The sequence below is a fragment of the Cryobacterium sp. Hz9 genome, from assembly GCF_004402825.1.
Taxonomy (GTDB): Bacteria; Actinomycetota; Actinomycetes; order Actinomycetales; family Microbacteriaceae; genus Cryobacterium; species Cryobacterium gelidum.
Genome location: NZ_SOFC01000022.1, coordinates 36,722 through 54,977, shown reverse-complemented (window position 1 = coordinate 54,977; position 18,256 = coordinate 36,722). Strand labels below are relative to the sequence as shown.

Below are 18,256 nucleotides of genomic sequence, written 5' to 3'. Positions count from 1 at the left end.
CTAGCCGCGGATTGCGTTGCCAAGCTCGGTGTCGGTGTTGCCGAGGGCGTCGGCAGCGGCGGTAAGGAACTGGCTCATGCCGTCGATGCCGTTCACCGCGAGGGTCGTGCCCTGCGTGAAAGCGTCATAGGACGTCTGGAAGGCACCCGAAGCGGAATCGGTCACGAAGCCGGAACCGACCAGGTTGTTCACGAGCGTCTGCAGGTCGGTGAGCTTGGTGATCAGCTCTTCTTTGCCGGAGCTCAGGCGACCGGCGGCATCCGTCATATCGGAATAGGTCACGTTGAGATTGGCCATGGTGTCCCCCAAATGCATGAGCCCGAGCGGGCCGCGTGTCGTCCCAATCTAGTGCCAATACCCCAATGGGATGAATGGGGGTTCAACTCTCGGTTAATCACACCTGTTCGACGAGCGGAAGCTGTACCCGGACCACCTTGCCGCCAGCCACCATCATGCCGCGACCGGGTGGAAACTCGGCGCGGTTCAAGCGCGGCAGCGGAGTCTTCAGCAGAATGTCGCCCTCGATGGTGTCGGGCTGCAACAGCAGGCCGCGCCTGGTGTTCTTCATCTCGGCAAACAACGGCCAGGACGAGTTCCACGATGCCGTCTCACCGTCGGCGACCAGAAAGTGATCGCTGCGCTTGACCTGTTTGATGAGCTCGACGAGCACAGCATCGGCCGGGGTCTGCAGAAAGTCCGCGAGGTTTTCGATGACAATCGCGATGCGGGGGGTGGCCGGGTCGGCGCTCACCACCTGCGTCAGCTCCTTGGCCAGGTCGACGGCTTCGGCGATGGTCGTCGCGGCAGCCACCCAGCCGTGCAGCCCGGCCAAACCAGACCGCGCATTGCCGATGTAGTACCGCGCGACCAGGGGGTCGAACCGCACGAGGGCATGCATAAGCGCGCGTAGTGCGGTGCTGCGCCCACTGGCCGGCGGGCCAGACAGCAGCAACGTGCCGCGCGGCTCGAAACCGACCGGGGTGAGAGTTTCATCGCTCAGGCCCAGCGCCGGGCGGTTCGTGACCCGGTCGGGCAGCTCACTCGCCGAATACTGCCGGGACAGGCTGCCGATGGGCACGGCGGCCTGCATGTTCTGCGCCTGCAACTCTTCGGCCAGCACGCGCACTGCTGCCGCCTGCTCTGCGGCCACCGCGGAGCCGCCCCAGACCGCGATCTGGGTTTCCAGGCCGTCGAAAATTGCGCGGCCGGGCGCTGATTTCGCGTTCAGGATGTCTCCGGCCACGTCGAGCAGGTTGTAACCGGTATCGTCGGCCAGGCGCAGCACCACGCGCCGCTGCACGCTGGAGCGCACCGAACTCGGTACCGAGCCGGAACGGTCAGCGGTGAACGCCACGTGGATTCCGAGCTGACGGCCATCCGCGAGGATACTGCGGAACACGTCGTACCAGTTCGACCGGCCGCTCGCGACCTCCCACTCTTCGCGGAACGTCGCAAACCCGTCGATGAGCAGCAGGATGCGCGGCTCGTTCGGGCGGTTCGCCAGGGCGCGGTATTCGGCGATGGTCGACGCGGTGGCCTCGGCGAACCGGTTACCGCGGGACTCGAGCTCGGCCCGCAGCAGGCGGAACAGCCGAATAATGCGCTCGGTGTCATCGCCGCCGATGATGCTGCCCACGTGCGGCAGCGGTTCCAACATGCGCAGGCTGCCCGCGGCGAAGTCGAGCCCGTAGACCGCCACGGGCCCACCGTCGCTCGTACTGCCGGCGGCGATCGCGAGGGTGCGCAGCGCGACGCTCTTGCCGGATCCACCGGTGCCGTAGATGCCGATGTGCCCGTCGACGTCGGGCAGAAAGCACACCGGGCGCTGCTGCTGTTCGGTCGGTGCGTCGGCCAGGCCGAGCGCGAGCGCTGCATCCGTTCGCTGCAGGATGCTCCCCAGGTCGCAGAGCAACGGCAGTTCGTCGAGCCAGGGCCGCCGCGGCGCCGGGATCTGCGCCGAACCGGCGGCACCGACCAGGGCGGCGACGAGCTTCTGCTGGTCGGTCGGGCCGAGCTCTCGCTCCTGACCGGCGAGCGGGTTGCTCGGCGGTTCCCACGCGGTCTCGCCGCCGAAGCGCAACTCGGCGATGCCGATTTCGGCCCTCTCGGGTTCGCGGGAGGTCCAACCGCCGGCGTAGCCGGATTGGAACTGCTGCAGCCGCCCCGGTCCGGTCTTGGCGATGGCACGGCCGGGCAGGCCCGGGTCGAAGTGGGCGGCATCCTTGACCCCGACGACGTCGTTGCTGTCGGATTCGTCGGCCATGCGCAACGCGACGCGCAGGTTGGTGTTGGCCCGCAGGTTGTCTTTGATGACGCCGGCGGGGCGCTGGGTGGCCATGATCAAGTGGATGCCGAGCGAACGGCCGCGCTGGGCGATGTCAACGACGCCGTCGACGAACTCGGGTACCTCGCTCACGAGGGCCGCGAACTCATCGATGACGAGCACGAGGGCTGGCGGGCTGTCCGGATCGCCGCGCTTCTCGAGCTCGATGAGGTCTTTGGCCTTCTTGGAGTTGAGCAGGTGCTCCCGGTAGCGCAGTTCGGCGCGCAGGCTGGTCAGTGCTCGACGCACCAGGTGCGGGCTCAGGTCGGTGACCAGGCCAACGCAGTGCGGCAGCGACACGCAGTCCGCAAAGGCCGAGCCGCCCTTGTAGTCGACGAAGAGAAAGGAGACCCGGTCTGGACTGTATTCGGCGGCCATGCCGAGCACCCAGGCTTGCAGGAATTCGCTCTTGCCGGCGCCGGTGGTGCCGCCGACCAGCGCATGCGGGCCCTGGGTGCGCAGGTCGAGGTGCATGGACTGCACGCCGATGGAACCGACAATGGCCCGCAGGGTTCCGGCACGTTTGGAGCGCGGCACCGCGCCGGGGGTGCGATCGTGCATGGACGCGTTCTGCCGCCACCGGTCGATCACGGCGTCGTGCGCCGCAATCAGGTCGTGGCCGAGCAGCGTGACCATCGATACGGAGCGGGGCAGGTCGCTCGAATCGGCGATGAGTGCACCGGCGTCGATGACCGGAGCGAGGCGGCGTGCGAAGTGCAAGGCGGTGGCTGCGTCGACCGACTCGACCACGACATCCGCTATCGTCTCACCGAGCCGCACGAACGAGACCGTACCGAGCCCGGTGCTCTCGTCGATTTCGATGGCGGTGCGGCACACGGCGGGGAGCGCCGCCACGGTGCGAGCGATCCAGACCGGATACACGCCGGCGTCGGCGCCGTTCTCGGCGAGCTGCACGAGTCGCGATCGGTCAACGGCCACATCGTCGGAGATGACCACGATGATGGCTGGAATCGGCGATTTGGTGCCATCGCCGGTGCTGTTCGACCCCACTTCTTCGCCGCGCTCGAGGGCTGCGCGCTCCTGGTCCATGGCGCCGCGCCGCGCCGATCTCTTCGATTGCTGCCGCTGCGTGATGACCTCTTCCAGGGCGGCGAGAACGGATGCGGCACTCGACGCACTGTCGGCCAGGTGGCCGCCGGCGAGCGGACTCTGCGGCGAGGAAGTGTGCGGCAGCCATTTCAGCCACTCGAGCTCGCTCGACCAGTGCGGCGTCACGAGCGAGGCGACGGCCAGTTCGGCGGGCGAGTGCAGGGCGGTGAGCTGAACAAGCAGCGAATTCACGGTGCCGGCGCACGCGACGGCGGTGCCGGCCACACCGACGGCACCGGCATCGAACAGATTGTCGATGAGCGGAACCTGATCAACCGTAGCGTGCTCGGTGATGACGGTATCGAGACGCTCCTGAAATTCGGGCAGCAGTTCACCGCGCAGGGAGGCGTCGATCGTGTTGCGCGAGCGCATCGTGCCGAGACCGAGCCGCACATTGAGAAAGGACCAGTGCTCCGGCCGGCGGGTCCACATGAGCGGGCCGCGCTGCAGCGACTGGCTGAGCGCATCGCGGGTCGAGGGCGACTCTCCGAGCCGCGCCTGCTGTTCCCGGCTGCGTTCGGTGACCAGTTGCGCGCTGAGCGCAGCCAGACGCACGTCGAACCGGGCGATCGATCGCTTCAGCAGGCGCTTGTCCTTAGAGCGGTTCATGAAGAAGTTACCGATGAGCATCATCGGGCTCATCAGCACGAACAACAACGCCGCCGGGCGATCAAAAATGAGCCACATGCTCACTCCGAGCAACACCGGTGCCACCATGGCCAGCCAGGGGAACGGCTGGTCGTCTTTCTCGGTTGGCACCTCGGGCGCCGCAAACTCCTGGCCGGCGTAACGTCCTTCCACCCGCGGTGACCGGTTGAAGTACACCGGACCGTCGCGCTGTTGGTCGCCGATCGCGGCCACGGTCTGCACGACCGTGATGCGCAGCTGGCTGTCGCCGATCTGCACCGTCTCACTCTGCTCGATGTGCAACCGGGTGACCAGTCCGCCGTCGATGACGACACCGTTGGCCGATCCGAGGTCCACCAGGTCGATGCCCGCGGCGACTTCGAGACGTACATGGCGTTTCGACACCAGCTTGTCACTGAGCACCACGTCACACTCGGCGTCGCGCCCGATGATGGTCGTTCCGCGGCTGAGGGCAATCTGCGCTCCGGCGTCCGGACCGGTCAGCACGTGGATCACGGCCAGGGTCGCGGCGGCACCGTGCTCGTGGGAGAGAAAAAACGTGCCGGAGTCCGCCAGGGCAACGCTCGCGCCAGAGCCGACCCAGTCCTCGCCGATCAGGGCGTCCGGCGGCAGGAGCAACCAGTCGGTGCCTCCGGGAGCGACCGTGCGCAGGGTGAGCGGCCGGTCGGCGGCGCCGGGCGCGAGCGCCGACCGCGGATCGACCCGGGCGATCGTACCGGCGACATCGGAAATGCTGGCCGCGGCATCCGCTGTGACGACGATGTCGTCGTTCTGCCCATTGGACCGGGCCAACGTGACTTTCAACCGCACGTGCTCGCCCCCCAGGAACAAGTTCGGGCGCATCGGCGACAAACTCGTCCCTCGAGCGTACCCCGCGAGGCGGCGCGGGCGCTTCCACGGCACCCACCACCCTTTCCGGGTGTCTTAACGACGGATGGCCCCTGCCGAAGCAGGGGCCATCCGTGTAGAGCTGCCGGGTACTAGTTGTACGTGCCCGGTGTCAGGTCATCCGACGAGAAGCTGTCGAAGTCGACGAAGCTGAGGTCACCCTCGGCGAACGTCGCATCTTCGGTGAAGATGCGGTTCGGGTAACGCTCAGCCTTGGCTTCTTCCGTTGCCTCGACGGAGACGTCGCGGTAGCGGGGAAGGCCGGTGCCGGCGGGGATCAACTTACCAATGATGACGTTCTCCTTGAGGCCCATCAGCGGGTCGCTCTTACCTTCCATGGCCGCCTGGGTCAGAACCCGGGTGGTCTCCTGGAAGGAAGCGGCCGACAGCCAGGACTCGGTCGCAAGGGAAGCCTTGGTGATACCCATGACCTCCTGGCGAGCGGATGCCGTCTTCTTGCCCTCGGTGAGCGCGGTGCGGTTGAGGTCGTTGTACTTCAACCGGTCAACCAGCTCGCCCGGAAGCAGTCCGGTGTCGCCGTGTTCGACGACGGTCACCTTGCGAAGCATCTGGCGAACGATGACCTCGATGTGCTTGTCGTGAATCGGTACACCCTGCGAACGGTAGACCTCCTGCACACCGGAGACGAGGTGCTTCTGCACCGCGCGAACACCCTTGACGCGAAGAACTTCCTTCGGGTCGACGGCGCCGATGATGATCTGCTGCCCCAGCTCAACGTGCTGGCCGTCCTCGACGAGGAGGGTTGAACGCTTGAGCACCGGGTAGGCGATTGCTTCGTCGCCACTGTCGGGGGTCAGGATGACCTTGCGGCCCTTGTCTGAATCCTCGATCGTGATGCGTCCGGCGGAGTCGACGATGGGAGACGCACCCTTGGGGGTACGCGCCTCGAACAACTCCTGAACACGCGGCAGACCCTGGGTGATGTCGTCAGCGGATGCCGACCCACCCGTGTGGAAGGTACGCATGGTCAGCTGGGTGCCGGGCTCACCGATGGACTGTGCGGCGATGATACCGACGGCCTCACCGATGTCGACGAGCTGGCCCGTGGCGAGCGACCGGCCGTAGCAGACCGCACAGACACCGACGGCCGACTCACAGGTGAGTACCGAGCGCACCTTGATGGTTTCGACACCACCGGCGATGAGCTTGGCGATGAGCACGTCTCCGACGTCGTCTCCGGCGTCGGCGATGACCTCGCCGGCAGCGTTGACCGCGGCTGCGGCCAGGCTGCGAGCGTAGACCGCGTTCTCGACGTTGAAGTCGACCAGGAGGCCGCCGTCCTCGTCACGCAGGAGCGCACCGGTTGTGGCATCGGTTCCGGCGATGGGCAGTTCGAGACCCTTCCGCGTTCCGCAGTCGTCTTCGCGGATGATGACATCCTGCGAGACGTCCACGAGACGACGGGTGAGGTATCCCGAGTCAGCGGTACGCAGAGCCGTGTCGGCCAGTCCCTTACGAGCACCGTGAGTAGCAATGAAGTACTCGGCGACGGACAGGCCTTCGCGGTAGCTCGAGATGATCGGGCGAGGGATGATCTCACCCTTCGGGTTGTTCACGAGGCCTCGCATGCCGGCGATGTTTCGCACCTGCAGCCAGTTACCACGCGCACCGGAGGTCACCATGCGGTTGATGGTGTTGTCGGCCGGGAAGTTCGCCTGCATCGCTGCGGCGACGTCTTCCGTGGCACGAGTCCAGATCTGGATCAGCTCCTGGCGACGCTCGAGGTCGGTCGTGAGACCCTTCTCGAACTGCGCCTGGACCTTGGCAGCCTGCTTCTCGTAGCCGGCGACGATCTCCTTCTTGTTCGGAGGCGTCAGGATGTCGCTGAGCGCAACGGTCACGCCGGAACGGGTTGCCCAGTAGAAACCGGCATCCTTGATCCGGTCGAGGGTTGCAGCGACCTCCACCTTGACGTACCGCTCCGCGAGGTCGTTGACAATGGTCGACATGGTGACCTTGTTGGCGACGTCTTCGAAGTACGGGTAGTCAGCCGGAAGCGCCTCGTTGAAGATGGCGCGACCGAGGCTCGTGGTGACGAGAACGGTTCCGACGGCCTGGCCGTCGACCAGTTCGACGCCCTCGGGCTGGGTGCCCTCGGTGAAGAACTTGTCGGTCAAACGGATGCGCACCTTGGCGTTCAGGTCCAGGGTCTTCTGGTCGAACGCGAGGATGGCCTCGGACACGCTGGAGAATGCGCGGCCTTCTCCGACCACACCTTCCTTCAATGTGGTCAGGTGGTGCAGACCGATGATCATGTCCTGGGTGGGCAGGGTCACCGGGCGGCCGTCAGACGGCTTGAGGATGTTGTTCGAGGCGAGCATCAGGATGCGTGCCTCGGCCTGGGCCTCAACCGAGAGCGGAAGGTGCACAGCCATCTGGTCACCGTCGAAGTCGGCGTTGAACGCCGCGCAGACGAGCGGGTGCAGCTGGATTGCCTTGCCCTCGACGAGCTGAGGCTCGAAGGCCTGGATCCCGAGGCGGTGCAGGGTGGGCGCACGGTTGAGCATGACGGGGCGCTCGCGGATGATCTCCTCGAGCACGTCCCAGACCTGCGGACGTGAACGCTCGACCATGCGCTTGGCGGCCTTGATGTTCTGAGCGTGGCTCAGGTCGATCAGGCGCTTGATCACGAACGGCTTGAACAGCTCCAGCGCCATCTGCTTGGGCAGACCACACTGGTGCAGCTTGAGCTGCGGGCCGACCACGATGACCGAACGGCCCGAGTAGTCCACGCGCTTGCCGAGCAGGTTCTGACGGAAACGACCCTGCTTTCCCTTGAGCATGTCGCTCAGGGACTTGAGGGCACGGTTACCGGTGCCGGTGACCGGGCGACCGCGACGACCGTTGTCGAACAGTGCGTCGACGGCTTCCTGCAGCATCCGCTTCTCGTTGTTCACGATGATCTCGGGAGCACCGAGGTCGAGCAGACGACGCAGGCGGTTGTTGCGGTTGATCACACGACGGTAGAGGTCGTTGAGGTCGCTCGTGGCGAACCGGCCACCGTCGAGCTGCACCATCGGGCGCAGTTCGGGCGGGAGCACGGGAACGACGTCGAGCACCATTCCGGCCGGCGAGTTGCCGGTCATGATGAACGCGTTGACCACGCGCAGACGCTTGATGGCGCGGATCTTCTTCTGACCCTTGCCCTCGGCGATCTGCAGGTGCAGGTTTTCGCTCTCGGTGACCAGGTCGAAGGCCTCGAGGCGCTTCTTGATGGCTTCGGCGCCCATGTAGGCCTCGAAGTACATTCCGAAGCGGTCCTGGAGCTCGTGGAAGACGGAGTCTTCCGGCTTCAGGTCGCCGACCTTGAGGGTGCGGAAGTCTTCCCACACGCGCTCGAGGTGCGCGATCTGCTCGTCCAGGGACTTGCGAACCTGGCCCATTTCCTTTTCGGCGGCGTCTTTCGTGCGCTTCTTCTGGTCGCTCTTGGCGCCTTCGGCCTCCAGTGCTGCGAGGTCGGTTTCGAGGCGCTGCAGGCGATCGGCGATGCGCGAGTCGCGGCTGGACTCGATGGTCTTGAGTTCGAGGCGCAGCTCGTTCTCGAGGCCGGGCATGTCCTGGTGGCGACCGTCTTCGTCAACCGTGATGACCATGTATGCGGCGAAGTAGATGACCTTTTCGAGGTCCTTCGGAGCCATGTCCAGCAGGTAACCGAGACGCGAGGGCACACCCTTGAAGTACCAGATGTGCGTGACCGGGGCAGCGAGTTCGATGTGGCCCATGCGCTCACGGCGCACCGACGACTTCGTGACCTCTACACCGCAACGCTCGCAGACGATTCCTTTGAAGCGAACGCGCTTGTACTTGCCGCACGAGCACTCCCAGTCCCGCGAGGGACCGAAGATCTGCTCGCCGAACAGGCCGTCTTTTTCCGGCTTGAGCGTGCGGTAGTTGATGGTTTCGGGCTTCTTGACCTCACCGTGCGACCAACGACGGATGTCGTCAGCGGTAGCCAGGCCAATACGAAGCTCGTCAAATGTTGTTACGTCGAGCAATTTCTCTCCTTGGAAAGTTTTCGAAGTTTCTTTGGTCCAGGCTTAGATGTCGTCAATGGACGACGACTCAAACCGGGTGGAAATGTTGATGCCGAGCTCTTCCGCAGCGCGGAACACCTCGTCATCCGTGTCGCGCAGGCTGACTGCGGTGCCATCGGCCGAGAGCACCTCGACGTTCAAGCACAGCGACTGCATTTCCTTGATCAGAACCTTGAAGCTCTCGGGAATGCCGGGTTCCTGGATGTTCTCACCCTTGACGATGGCTTCATACACCTTGACGCGGCCGAGGATATCGTCAGATTTGATGGTCAGGAGTTCCTGCAGGGCGTAAGCGGCTCCGTATGCTTCGAGCGCCCACACCTCCATCTCACCGAAGCGCTGTCCACCGAACTGCGCCTTACCACCCAGCGGCTGCTGCGTGATCATGGAGTACGGGCCGGTCGAACGAGCGTGGATCTTGTCGTCGACGAGGTGGTGGAGCTTCAGGATGTACATGTATCCAACGGACACCGGCATCGGGAACGGCTCGCCGGAGCGGCCGTCGAAGAGCTGGGTCTTTCCGGTGGAACCGATGAGGCGTTCGCCGTCGCGGGTCAGGGTCGTGGAGTCCAGGAGACCCTCGATCTCGATCTCGAGCGCACCGTCGAATACCGGGGTGGCGACCTTCGTGCCGGGGGCGGCACTGAAGGCGTGCTCCGGAAGACGAGCAGCCCATTTCGGCTTGCCCTCGACGTTCCAGCCCTGCTTCGCAATCCAGCCGAGGTGTGTTTCCAGCACCTGGCCGAAGTTCATGCGACCGGGGATACCGAGCGGGTTGAGGATGATGTCGACCGGGGTTCCGTCGGCGAGGAACGGCATGTCCTCGATCGGCAGAATACGGGAGATGACACCCTTGTTGCCGTGACGGCCGGCGAGCTTGTCGCCCTCGGTGATCTTGCGCTTCTGGGCGATGAACACGACCACGCGCTGGTTGACGCCCGAGCCGAGCTCGTCGTCGCCGTCCTGCGAGTCGAACACCTTGACACCGATGATGGTGCCGCGCTCACCGTGGGGAACCTTGAGCGAGGTGTCGCGAACTTCGCGGCTCTTCTCGTTGAAGATGGCGCGCAGCAGGCGCTCCTCGGCGGAGAGCTCGGTCTCGCCCTTGGGCGTGACCTTGCCGACGAGGATGTCACCGGGGCGAACCTCGGCTCCGATGCGAATGATGCCACGCTCGTCGAGGTCGGCGAGGAAGTCCGGAGACACGTTGGGAAGGTCGCGAGTGATCTCTTCCTTACCCAGTTTGGTGTCGCGGGCATCCACTTCGTACTCTTCGATGTGAATCGAGGAGAGGGTGTCGTCCTTGACCAGGTTCTGGCTCAGGATGATCGCGTCCTCGAAGTTGTAGCCTTCCCACGGCATGAATGCCACGAGCAGGTTCTTTCCGAGGGCGAGCTCGCCCTGGTCGGTGGCGGGCCCGTCGGCGATAACCTCGCCGGCTTCGATGCGCTCACCGGCGTTGACGATCACGCGGTGGTTGAAGCTCGTGCCCTGGTTGGAGCGCGAGAACTTGCGCAGGTAGTAGTCCTGCGTGCCGCCCTCATCGAGCTGGATGGTGACGACGTCCGCCGACACCTCGGAGACCACACCGGGCTTCGACGCGGTGAGCACGTCACCGGCGTCGATGGCCGTGTAGACCTCCATGCCGGTTCCGACGAGCGGGCTGTCGCTCAGAAGCAGCGGCACCGCCTGACGCTGCATGTTGGCACCCATGAGCGCGCGGTTTGCATCGTCGTGCTCGAGGAATGGGATGAGGCTAGTCGCGACCGAGACCATCTGGCGCGGCGAGACATCCATGTAGCCGATGTCTTCAGCGGGAACGAGGTCGACCTCGCCACCCTTCTTACGAGCCAGAACGCGGGCCTCGGCGAAGTGCGAGTCCTTGGTGAGCGGCGCGTTGGCCTGGGCGACGATGAAGTCGTCCTCTTCACTCGCAGTGAGGTAGTCGATCGTCTCGGTGACCTTGTTGCCCTGCACGCGACGGTACGGCGTCTCGATGAAACCGAACGCATTGATCTGCGCGAACGAGGCGAGCGAACCGATCAGGCCGATGTTCGGGCCTTCCGGGGTCTCGATGGGGCACATGCGGCCGTAGTGCGAGGGGTGAACGTCTCGCACCTCGACGCCGGCGCGGTCACGGGACAGACCACCCGGGCCCAGCGCGGACAGGCGACGCTTGTGCGTCAATCCGGCGAGCGGGTTGTTCTGGTCCATGAACTGCGAGAGCTGCGACGTACCGAAGAATTCCTTGATCGCCGCCACGACGGGGCGCACGTTGATCAGGGTCTGCGGGGTGATCGCTTCGATGTCCTGCGTGGTCATGCGCTCGCGAACGACGCGCTCCATGCGGGACAGGCCGGTACGAACCTGGTTCTGGATGAGCTCGCCAACGGCACGGATACGACGGTTACCGAAGTGGTCGATNGTCGTCGATGTCGTCGATGTCGATGTTGATGTCGGTCATCTTGCCGTCGCGCAGACCCTTGAGGGTGGTCTGGTTGTCGTGCAGGGCGACGAGGTACTTGATGGTGGCCAGGATGTCCTGGAGCGTCAGTACGGAGTCACTCAGCGGCGCTTCGAGGCCGAGCTTGCGGTTGATCTTGTAACGACCAACCTTGGCCAGGTCGTAGCGCTTGGAGTTGAAGAAGAAGTTGTCGAGGAGCGCACGTGCGGCCTCGGCGGCAACCTGCTCGCCGGGACGAAGCTTGCGGTAGATGTCCTTGAGGGCTTCTTCCTTGGTAAGGATGTTGTCCTTCTCGAGGGTGAGCTCGATGGACGCGTAGCCCTTGAACTCTTCGAGGATCTGCTCGCTGGTGAGGCCGAGGGCCTTCAGGAACACGGTCACGGACTGCTTGCGCTTGCGGTCGATGCGCACGCCAACCTGGTCGCGCTTGTCGATCTCGAATTCAAGCCAGGCACCACGGCTCGGAATGACGCGGGCGGAGTAGATGTCCTTGTCAGACGTCTTCTCCTGCTCGCGGTTGAAGTACACACCCGGGGAGCGCACCAGCTGCGACACGACGACACGCTCGGTGCCGTTGATCACGAAGGTGCCCTTGGGCGTCATCAATGGGAAGTCACCCATGAACACGGTCTGAGTCTTGATCTCACCGGTGAGGTGGTTCATGAACTCAGCGTTCACATAGAGGGGTGCGGAGTAGGTCTTACCCTTTTCCTTGCACTCGTCGATGGTGTACTTCTCCGGCTCGAGCTCCGGGTTGGTGAACGACAGCTGCATCGTTTCGCCGAGGTCTTCGATCGGAGAGATCTCCTCGAAGATCTCATCGAGCCCGGTGCGATTCGGCATGTCCTGGCGTCCGGCTTTCTGGGCCTCGGCGACGCGAGCCTTCCAGATGTCGTTGCCGACGAGCCAGTCGAAGCTCTCGGTCTGCAAAGCAAGCAGATCCGGAACGTTCAAGTGGTCGCTGATCTTCGCGAACGACAGACGCTCAGCTGAGCGGCCGTTCTTGGGTGAATTGGTGGTTGCGTTGCGCGCAGCAGCCAAGGAAATAACCTCCGTGGACCCCGTCAGGTCTAGTTACTGTTATTGGTGATGACTCCGCAGACCCTAGGAAAGAATCTCGTAGGAAATGTGCCTCAAGGTGGCTTGAACACGCAAAGCCGACCGCAATATGAAGGCAAGGTTTGTCTGGGAGCGCAAAGATCAAGTGTATGCCCCCGATCGCGACGTGTCCACCATTTTCTTGCCAATTTGCAAATTCTCAGGTATAACCCACCCACCCGCGTTCGCTTCCAGCCAACACACGCGCTTCACGTGCCCGATCATCGCCCGCAAACGGGCACTTTTTGCGCTCTCGCGAAGCGGATGGCGCAGACTGGGGAGATGAGTACAGGGCGCAGCGCGAAGAGTGACGTGGCAGACAACGCGGGGCATCCGTCGGTCGTCTTGAAGTTGAGTGGACACACTGCGGTGATCGAACCCGACCGATTCACCCCGGGCAGCTTTCAACTCGTGGTCGACGGCACTCCGCAATCACACGTGAACATTGACCACCCCGGTGAGTTGTTCTTCGAGTACATCCAACGGATCGGTCATGTGATCGACCTGCTCGGGGAGCCGCACGAGCCGATCACCGCAGTGCACCTCGGAGCCGGCGCGCTCACGCTGCCCCGCTACGTCGAGGCGACCAGACCGGGATCCCGCCAGCAGGTCGTGGAGATCGAGAGCGACCTGATCGATCTCGTGCGCGCCGCGCTGCCCTGGGACAAACGCGCCCAGCTGCGCGTGCGCCACGGCGATGCCCGCGAGGTGCTCGGCAAGCTGCCCGCCGGGCTGCACGGCGCCGTCGACCTCGTCGTGGTCGACATCTTCTCGGGGGCGCGCACCCCCAAGCACGTGACGAGCCGTGAGTTCTTCGCGCTCGCCGCTCCGCTCTTGTCGCCGCGCGGCGTACTCGCGGTCAACGTTGCGGATGGCCCCGGCCTCGCCTTCGCGCGCGGCCAGGCCGCCACGCTCTCGGCGGTATTCGCGCACGTGATCGGATTTGCCGAGACACAGGTGCTCAAGGGCCGCCGCTTCGGCAACATCGTCTTCATCGCCGCGCACACCCCGATCGACCTCAACTGGATTCCGCGGCTGCTCGCCAACGGCCCGCACCCGGCGAAGGTGATCGAGGGCACCGAACTCAAGCAGTTCATGGCCGGTTCACTCGTGGCAACCGACGAAACCTCCACGCAGTCGCCGCTGCCCGGCCGCACCGTCTTTCAAATCGGTCACTAGCGGTCTGCGCTGCCAGGTCTAAAGATGCGAGCCGGGTGCGGGACAGTACCGGCGTTGCGCCTGGCCCGCCGGGTTTCCTCACCTCGCCACGGGAGCAGCTGCGGCCGGATGTCTACCGGCGGCGGTACTCTGAGGGGACCCGTCTACCCCCTGCGGCCGCGTCCGCCCTCGTCATTACAGGAACACACCCTGAGTTTCATCATCGGTTACGACCCCATCACCCTGCGCGAAAAAGTCGACCTTCTGGCCGCTGGCGCACGGCTCACCGAACTCGGCAACCTGCGCAGCCTGGCCGCACTCAATGAGAAGGTCGCTTTGCTGCGCCTGGTCGGTCGGCTCGATGAAGCCTGGGAGATCGCGAACGAGGCCCTGCGCCAGTCGCGCTTCACCGGCAACCGAGAGCAGGCGGTGGCCAGTCGCATCCGTCGGGCGCAGGTTCTGCAGTTTCAGGGCAAGCTCGAAGAGGCAGCGAGTGAGCTGACCCACTGCATTCTCGATTCCGAGGTGCACGAGTGGACCCGCCTCGCCGCTTACGCCCGTCAGCACCGCGGCAAGGTGTACTTCGACCAGGGCAACCTCGACGGCGCGCTCGCGGACTTCACCGCGGCGGTGTTTCTGCGCGAGAAAGACGGTGCCGACGCCGACGAACTCGACAGCTCGCTGCTCGCCGTGGCGGTCGTGGAGTCGCACATCGCGGCCCGCAGCTCTCAGGTCTGATTCCCATCGGTGCTGTCGGCTCGGTGCTGGCCGTCGGGCACGTTCTACGGCATGCTGTGTTCACCACGAAGGCGAGGTAAACGGTGATCCATCGGACGCAGGGGCTTCACCGCGCGGTTGTCACTGCGTCAGCCGCCCTGATGATTCTCGCTCTGGCCGCCTGCAGTGCCGAGGCGCCGCGCGCCGCACCGGGCACCTCGACACCGGCCACATCGACGCCGGCCCAATCGGCACCGACCGAACCTGGCACCGGTGAAGGCCCGCTTGCGCCGGTGCGTCCGCTCGGCCAACCGGTCGTGATCGCTTCGGGGCTGGCGGCGCCATGGTCGATTCTGCGGCTGCCCGACGGCGCCACATTGATCAGCGAACGCGACACGACCCGGGTGCGCGAGTTGCTGCCCGACGGCAGCTTGCGGGAGGCCGGCACGGTGTCGGCGGCCGAGCCCAACGGTGAGGGTGGGCTGCTCGGCCTGGCTTTTCTGGCAGATACCGCGGCCCCCGGCGGCGCGGGCTGGGTCTACGCCTACTTCTCCACCGCGACCGACAACCGCATTGAGCGGATGCCGCTAGCCGGCTCCCCCGGCAGCCACGGCCTCGGGGCGCCCGACCCGGTTCTGGATTCGATCCCACGAGCCGGCAATCACAACGGCGGTCGCATCGCCTTCGGTCCGGATGGCCTGTTGTACGCCACGGCCGGGGACGCCGGAAACGCCGCCAACGCCCAGAACCTCGACGTTCTCGGCGGCAAGATTTTGCGGATGACGCCCACCGGCCAGGTACCAGCTGACAACCCGTTCGGCACGCTGGTCTACTCGTTCGGGCATCGCAACCCGCAGGGGATGGCCTGGGATTCGCGCGGCCAGCTCTGGGCGAGCGAGTTCGGCCAGAACACCTGGGATGAGCTGAACCGCATCGTGCCCGGCGGCAATTATGGCTGGCCGCTGGTTGAGGGCCAGGCCGGGGACTCCGCGTATATCGACCCGGAACGGCAGTGGTCGACCGATGAAGCCAGCCCGAGCGGCATCGCCATCGTGAATGACACCATTTTCATGGCGAGCCTGCGCGGGCAACGATTGTGGAGCATTCCGATCACGAGCGACTCCTCCACTGCAACCCCCGCGGAGTGGTTTGTGCACGGGTTCGGTCGGTTGCGCGACGTGGTGTCGGGTCCTGCTGGCACACTGTGGTTTGTGAGCAACAATACGGATGGCCGCGGGTCCCCGGAGGCCGGCGACGACCGGCTCTTCCAGGTTGCGGTGACACCCTGATGATCCAGGCGTCCGATCTCGCCCAGACGCACGTTTGCGGCTCGGGAAGGTTCTTGCCCTGATGGCCGATCTTGCCCGGGTGCGCCGATGGGCTGATGCGCTCATCGTTCTGCACCTCGACCCCAGCTGGACCTTCGGCTTCGACAACGCCAAGAAGCGGGCCGGTCTCTGTAATTTCAGCAAGAAACACATCACCGTGTCGCGCTACCTCGCCTCGCGGTACGCCGACGACGAGGTGCACCAGATTCTGCTGCACGAGCTCGCACACGCACTGGTCGGCCCCCGGGCCGGGCACGGCCCGCGCTGGAAGAAAATGGCGAACGACCTCGGCTACGACGGCAAGCGCACCCACGACGGCGAGATCGCCAACGAGCTTGCGCCCTGGGTGGGCACCTGCCCCGCCGGACACACGCACTTTCGGTATCGGCAACCCACCCGGCCCTTGGCCTGCGGTCTCTGTGCCCGCCGATTCGACCATGCGCACGCTATCACCTGGCTGCGGCGCGAGATTACGACGGCGATCCGGCGCCGAGCCGCGGCATCCACGGGCCTGTAGCAGCGCAGTGGAGGTGGTCAGTGCCGGACAGTGCAGCCGGTGCGTGCCGGACAATGCGGCCGGTCCGTGCCGGACGGTGCGTGCCGGACAATGCGGCCGGTCAGTGCGGCCGGTCAGTGCGGCCGGTCAGTGCGGCCGGTCCGTGCGGCCGGTCCGTGCGGCCGGTCCGTGCGGCCGGTCCGTGCGGGACAGTGCAGCCGGTCAGTGCGTGTCGTAGCGGGCGAGGGCGTCGGCATCCGTGGCGTGTGTCATGGCGCGGCGGGCGGTGTCGAGGGCGGTCACCGGGTCGCTCTCCGCCACGGCGAGCGCCAGCTGCCGTTCTGCCTCGGCCAGCCGGGTGCGGGCAGGGGCCTGCACCCGCGCGCGATGCGCGGCCACAAAATCGCGAGTGAGCGTGATCTGGCTGCGGGCGGTGAGCAGCGCCCCGGCCAGGGCGGTGCGCGCATTGTCCAGCCGCAGCTGCCGGTTGCGTGCCTCAGAGCGGATGCTGTCCAGCCCGTTCATGGCCGCCTCGAGCAGAACGAGATCCGCGGCGGGGTCGCTCAGCCGCCCGGGCCCCTGGAGCGACGTCTGCACCGACGCCGCTTCGCTGATGACCTGGTTGAGGTTGGCGCTCGTATCGGATTCTTCGTGACCATCGCGCAGGGCGCGAGCCTCGGCGAGTTCCGACCCGGCGGCAACCAGTGCCTGTTGCAGGTTGGCGAAGCCGCGATGCAACTCATCTTCGCCGGTTTCGATCGCATCGAGCAGTTGCGCCGCCTGAAACAGTGAGTGCTCGGCGGCCTGTAGCTGCTCACCGACCGGTTCAGCGGATGCCGCCGCCAGGTGTTCGGCTGCCGAATCGGCACTTACCCGAGCTGCTTCGAGCGCCGTGCGGGCGCGGCCCACGTTGCCGCTGATCGGCGCGAGCGCCGACGCGGAATAGCTCTGGCCCAGTCGGGTGAGGGTACTCGCGCCGCCCGCGACCCGGTCAGAGACCCGCTCGAGTCGCCGGCGCAGCTCGTCGAGCTGCTGGGGCGCATTGCGCTCGACGCCGCGTTTGACCGTGAAGTCGCGGGCCTGGTTGCTCAGCCGGCCGGTCGCGTCATCGGCGAACTGAACGATCTGCAGGTTCCAGCGGGTGCGCTCGGCGGCGCTGTCCGGCACGGCATCGTCGAGCTTCTGCTGCAGCGCGAAAGCGTCGCTCAGCTGGCGCCGCGAGGTCGCGAGGGCCGTTGCGAACTCCCGCGTCGCGGATTCGCCGAACTGTGCGATCGCGAAATCGAGCTCGTCGATGGCGTCCTGCACCAGATCGTCGGCACGCACCAGGCTGATATTCGCGCTGCGGTCCAGCTCGGCGGCCGCGGCGCTCACCTGCCCGAGCCGAGCCCGCGTGCGCCGCCGCGACGCGCCCACCAGCGCCCAGACTCCGGCCAGAACGAGGCCGATAACGATGACCGAGGGTACCCACCAGAGATCGCCATTCATATCGAGGAGTCTAATGAGGGATGCTGGGTCACTACCGATCGTCAGCGGAGGGCCGCCGCATCTGCTGCCGGATCATCTCAAAGTCGTGCCGCGAGATCTCGAGCACGCCGCGCCGCAGCTGAAATCCCCAGTCGGGGTTGCCGCGGGTCAGCTGCAGCACCGACAACAGCGGGCGGATGCTCGTCGGCCAGGCATCCAGGTCGTAGTCGGCCCGGCGTCGCCAGGGGCGAAACTCGTTGCCGGGGTCACCCACCCGGTAGGCGCAGGCATCCGCGATGCGGCCGATCGCGGTGAACTCCCTGAGCGGATCGCCCTCGATGGCTGTCTTGGGCGAGTAGTAGACGATGCCGTCGGCTTCACCCATCTGCGCGATCACGTCGCCGGCGCCGCGGTTGGCGCGGGCAATCCCCAGATCGACACCGCGCAGTACATGCTCGCGGTGTACAACGCCGAGCCAGAACCGAATTGCCACATGACAGTTGT

9 protein-coding genes and 1 pseudogene are annotated in these 18,256 nt (G+C 65.5%); 4 read left to right on the top strand and 6 right to left on the bottom strand.

What is annotated here, in order from left to right; translation table 11 throughout:
* The 4 genes and pseudogenes from E3N85_RS11305 to rpoB form a co-directional block, all read right to left on the bottom strand.
* Entirely contained in the window at positions 1-297 is a 297-nt protein-coding gene (locus E3N85_RS11305; RefSeq protein WP_134463274.1) for a WXG100 family type VII secretion target, read from the bottom strand.
* A gap of 97 nt (positions 298-394) precedes the next feature.
* Complete coding sequence (locus E3N85_RS11300; RefSeq protein WP_134463610.1) at positions 395-4,891, bottom strand: FtsK/SpoIIIE domain-containing protein; 4,497 nt, start codon at positions 4,889-4,891, stop codon at positions 395-397.
* Between the two features lie 170 nt (positions 4,892-5,061).
* Positions 5,062-8,985 carry a DNA-directed RNA polymerase subunit beta' gene (locus E3N85_RS11295; RefSeq protein ID WP_134463272.1) on the bottom strand — a complete coding sequence of 1,308 codons (3,924 nt, stop codon included), beginning with the start codon at positions 8,983-8,985 and terminating at the stop codon, positions 5,062-5,064.
* Positions 8,986-9,027: 42 nt separating this feature from the next.
* Positions 9,028-12,529, bottom strand: a pseudogene (gene rpoB, locus E3N85_RS11290) (DNA-directed RNA polymerase subunit beta).
* 339 nt (positions 12,530-12,868) lie between these two features.
* Here rpoB and E3N85_RS11285 point away from each other — a divergent pair.
* The 4 genes from E3N85_RS11285 (at position 12,869) to E3N85_RS11270 (ending at position 16,306) form a co-directional block, all read left to right on the top strand.
* On the top strand, positions 12,869-13,765 hold the full coding sequence (locus tag E3N85_RS11285; RefSeq protein ID WP_134463270.1) for a spermidine synthase: 897 nt from the start codon (positions 12,869-12,871) through the stop codon (positions 13,763-13,765).
* A gap of 108 nt (positions 13,766-13,873) precedes the next feature.
* Positions 13,874-14,482, top strand: a complete 609-nt coding sequence (locus tag E3N85_RS11280; RefSeq protein ID WP_241978457.1) for a hypothetical protein — start codon at positions 13,874-13,876, stop codon at positions 14,480-14,482.
* 140 nt (positions 14,483-14,622) lie between these two features.
* On the top strand, positions 14,623-15,750 hold the full coding sequence (locus tag E3N85_RS11275; RefSeq protein ID WP_134463268.1) for a sorbosone dehydrogenase family protein: 1,128 nt from the start codon (positions 14,623-14,625) through the stop codon (positions 15,748-15,750).
* Positions 15,751-15,811: 61 nt separating this feature from the next.
* A complete protein-coding gene (locus E3N85_RS11270) occupies positions 15,812-16,306 on the top strand; it encodes a SprT-like domain-containing protein (protein ID WP_134463266.1) in 495 nt (164 codons plus the stop codon).
* A 201-nt stretch (positions 16,307-16,507) separates the two neighbouring features.
* Here E3N85_RS11270 and E3N85_RS11265 read toward each other — a convergent pair whose 3' ends face one another.
* Together E3N85_RS11265 and E3N85_RS11260 are read right to left on the bottom strand one after the other, a co-directional pair.
* A complete protein-coding gene (locus E3N85_RS11265; protein ID WP_134463264.1) occupies positions 16,508-17,773 on the bottom strand; it encodes a hypothetical protein in 1,266 nt (421 codons plus the stop codon).
* Between the two features lie 31 nt (positions 17,774-17,804).
* Positions 17,805-18,245 carry an EVE domain-containing protein gene (locus E3N85_RS11260; RefSeq protein WP_241978456.1) on the bottom strand — a complete coding sequence of 147 codons (441 nt, stop codon included), beginning with the start codon at positions 18,243-18,245 and terminating at the stop codon, positions 17,805-17,807.
* Between the last annotated feature and the right edge of the window lie 11 nt (positions 18,246-18,256).

Bases quoted from the DNA above. Each gene is read 5' to 3' on its own strand.
- E3N85_RS11305 (WP_134463274.1), bottom strand. From the start codon at position 297: ATGGCCAATCTCAACGTGACCTATTCCGATATGACGGATGCCGCCGGT.
- E3N85_RS11265 (WP_134463264.1), bottom strand. From the start codon at position 17,773: ATGAATGGCGATCTCTGGTGGGTACCCTCGGTCATCGTTATCGGCCTC.
- E3N85_RS11285 (WP_134463270.1), top strand. From the start codon at position 12,869: ATGAGTACAGGGCGCAGCGCGAAGAGTGACGTGGCAGACAACGCGGGG.
- E3N85_RS11275 (WP_134463268.1), top strand. From the start codon at position 14,623: ATGATTCTCGCTCTGGCCGCCTGCAGTGCCGAGGCGCCGCGCGCCGCA.
- E3N85_RS11280 (WP_241978457.1), top strand. From the start codon at position 13,874: ATGTCTACCGGCGGCGGTACTCTGAGGGGACCCGTCTACCCCCTGCGG.
- E3N85_RS11270 (WP_134463266.1), top strand. From the start codon at position 15,812: ATGGCCGATCTTGCCCGGGTGCGCCGATGGGCTGATGCGCTCATCGTT.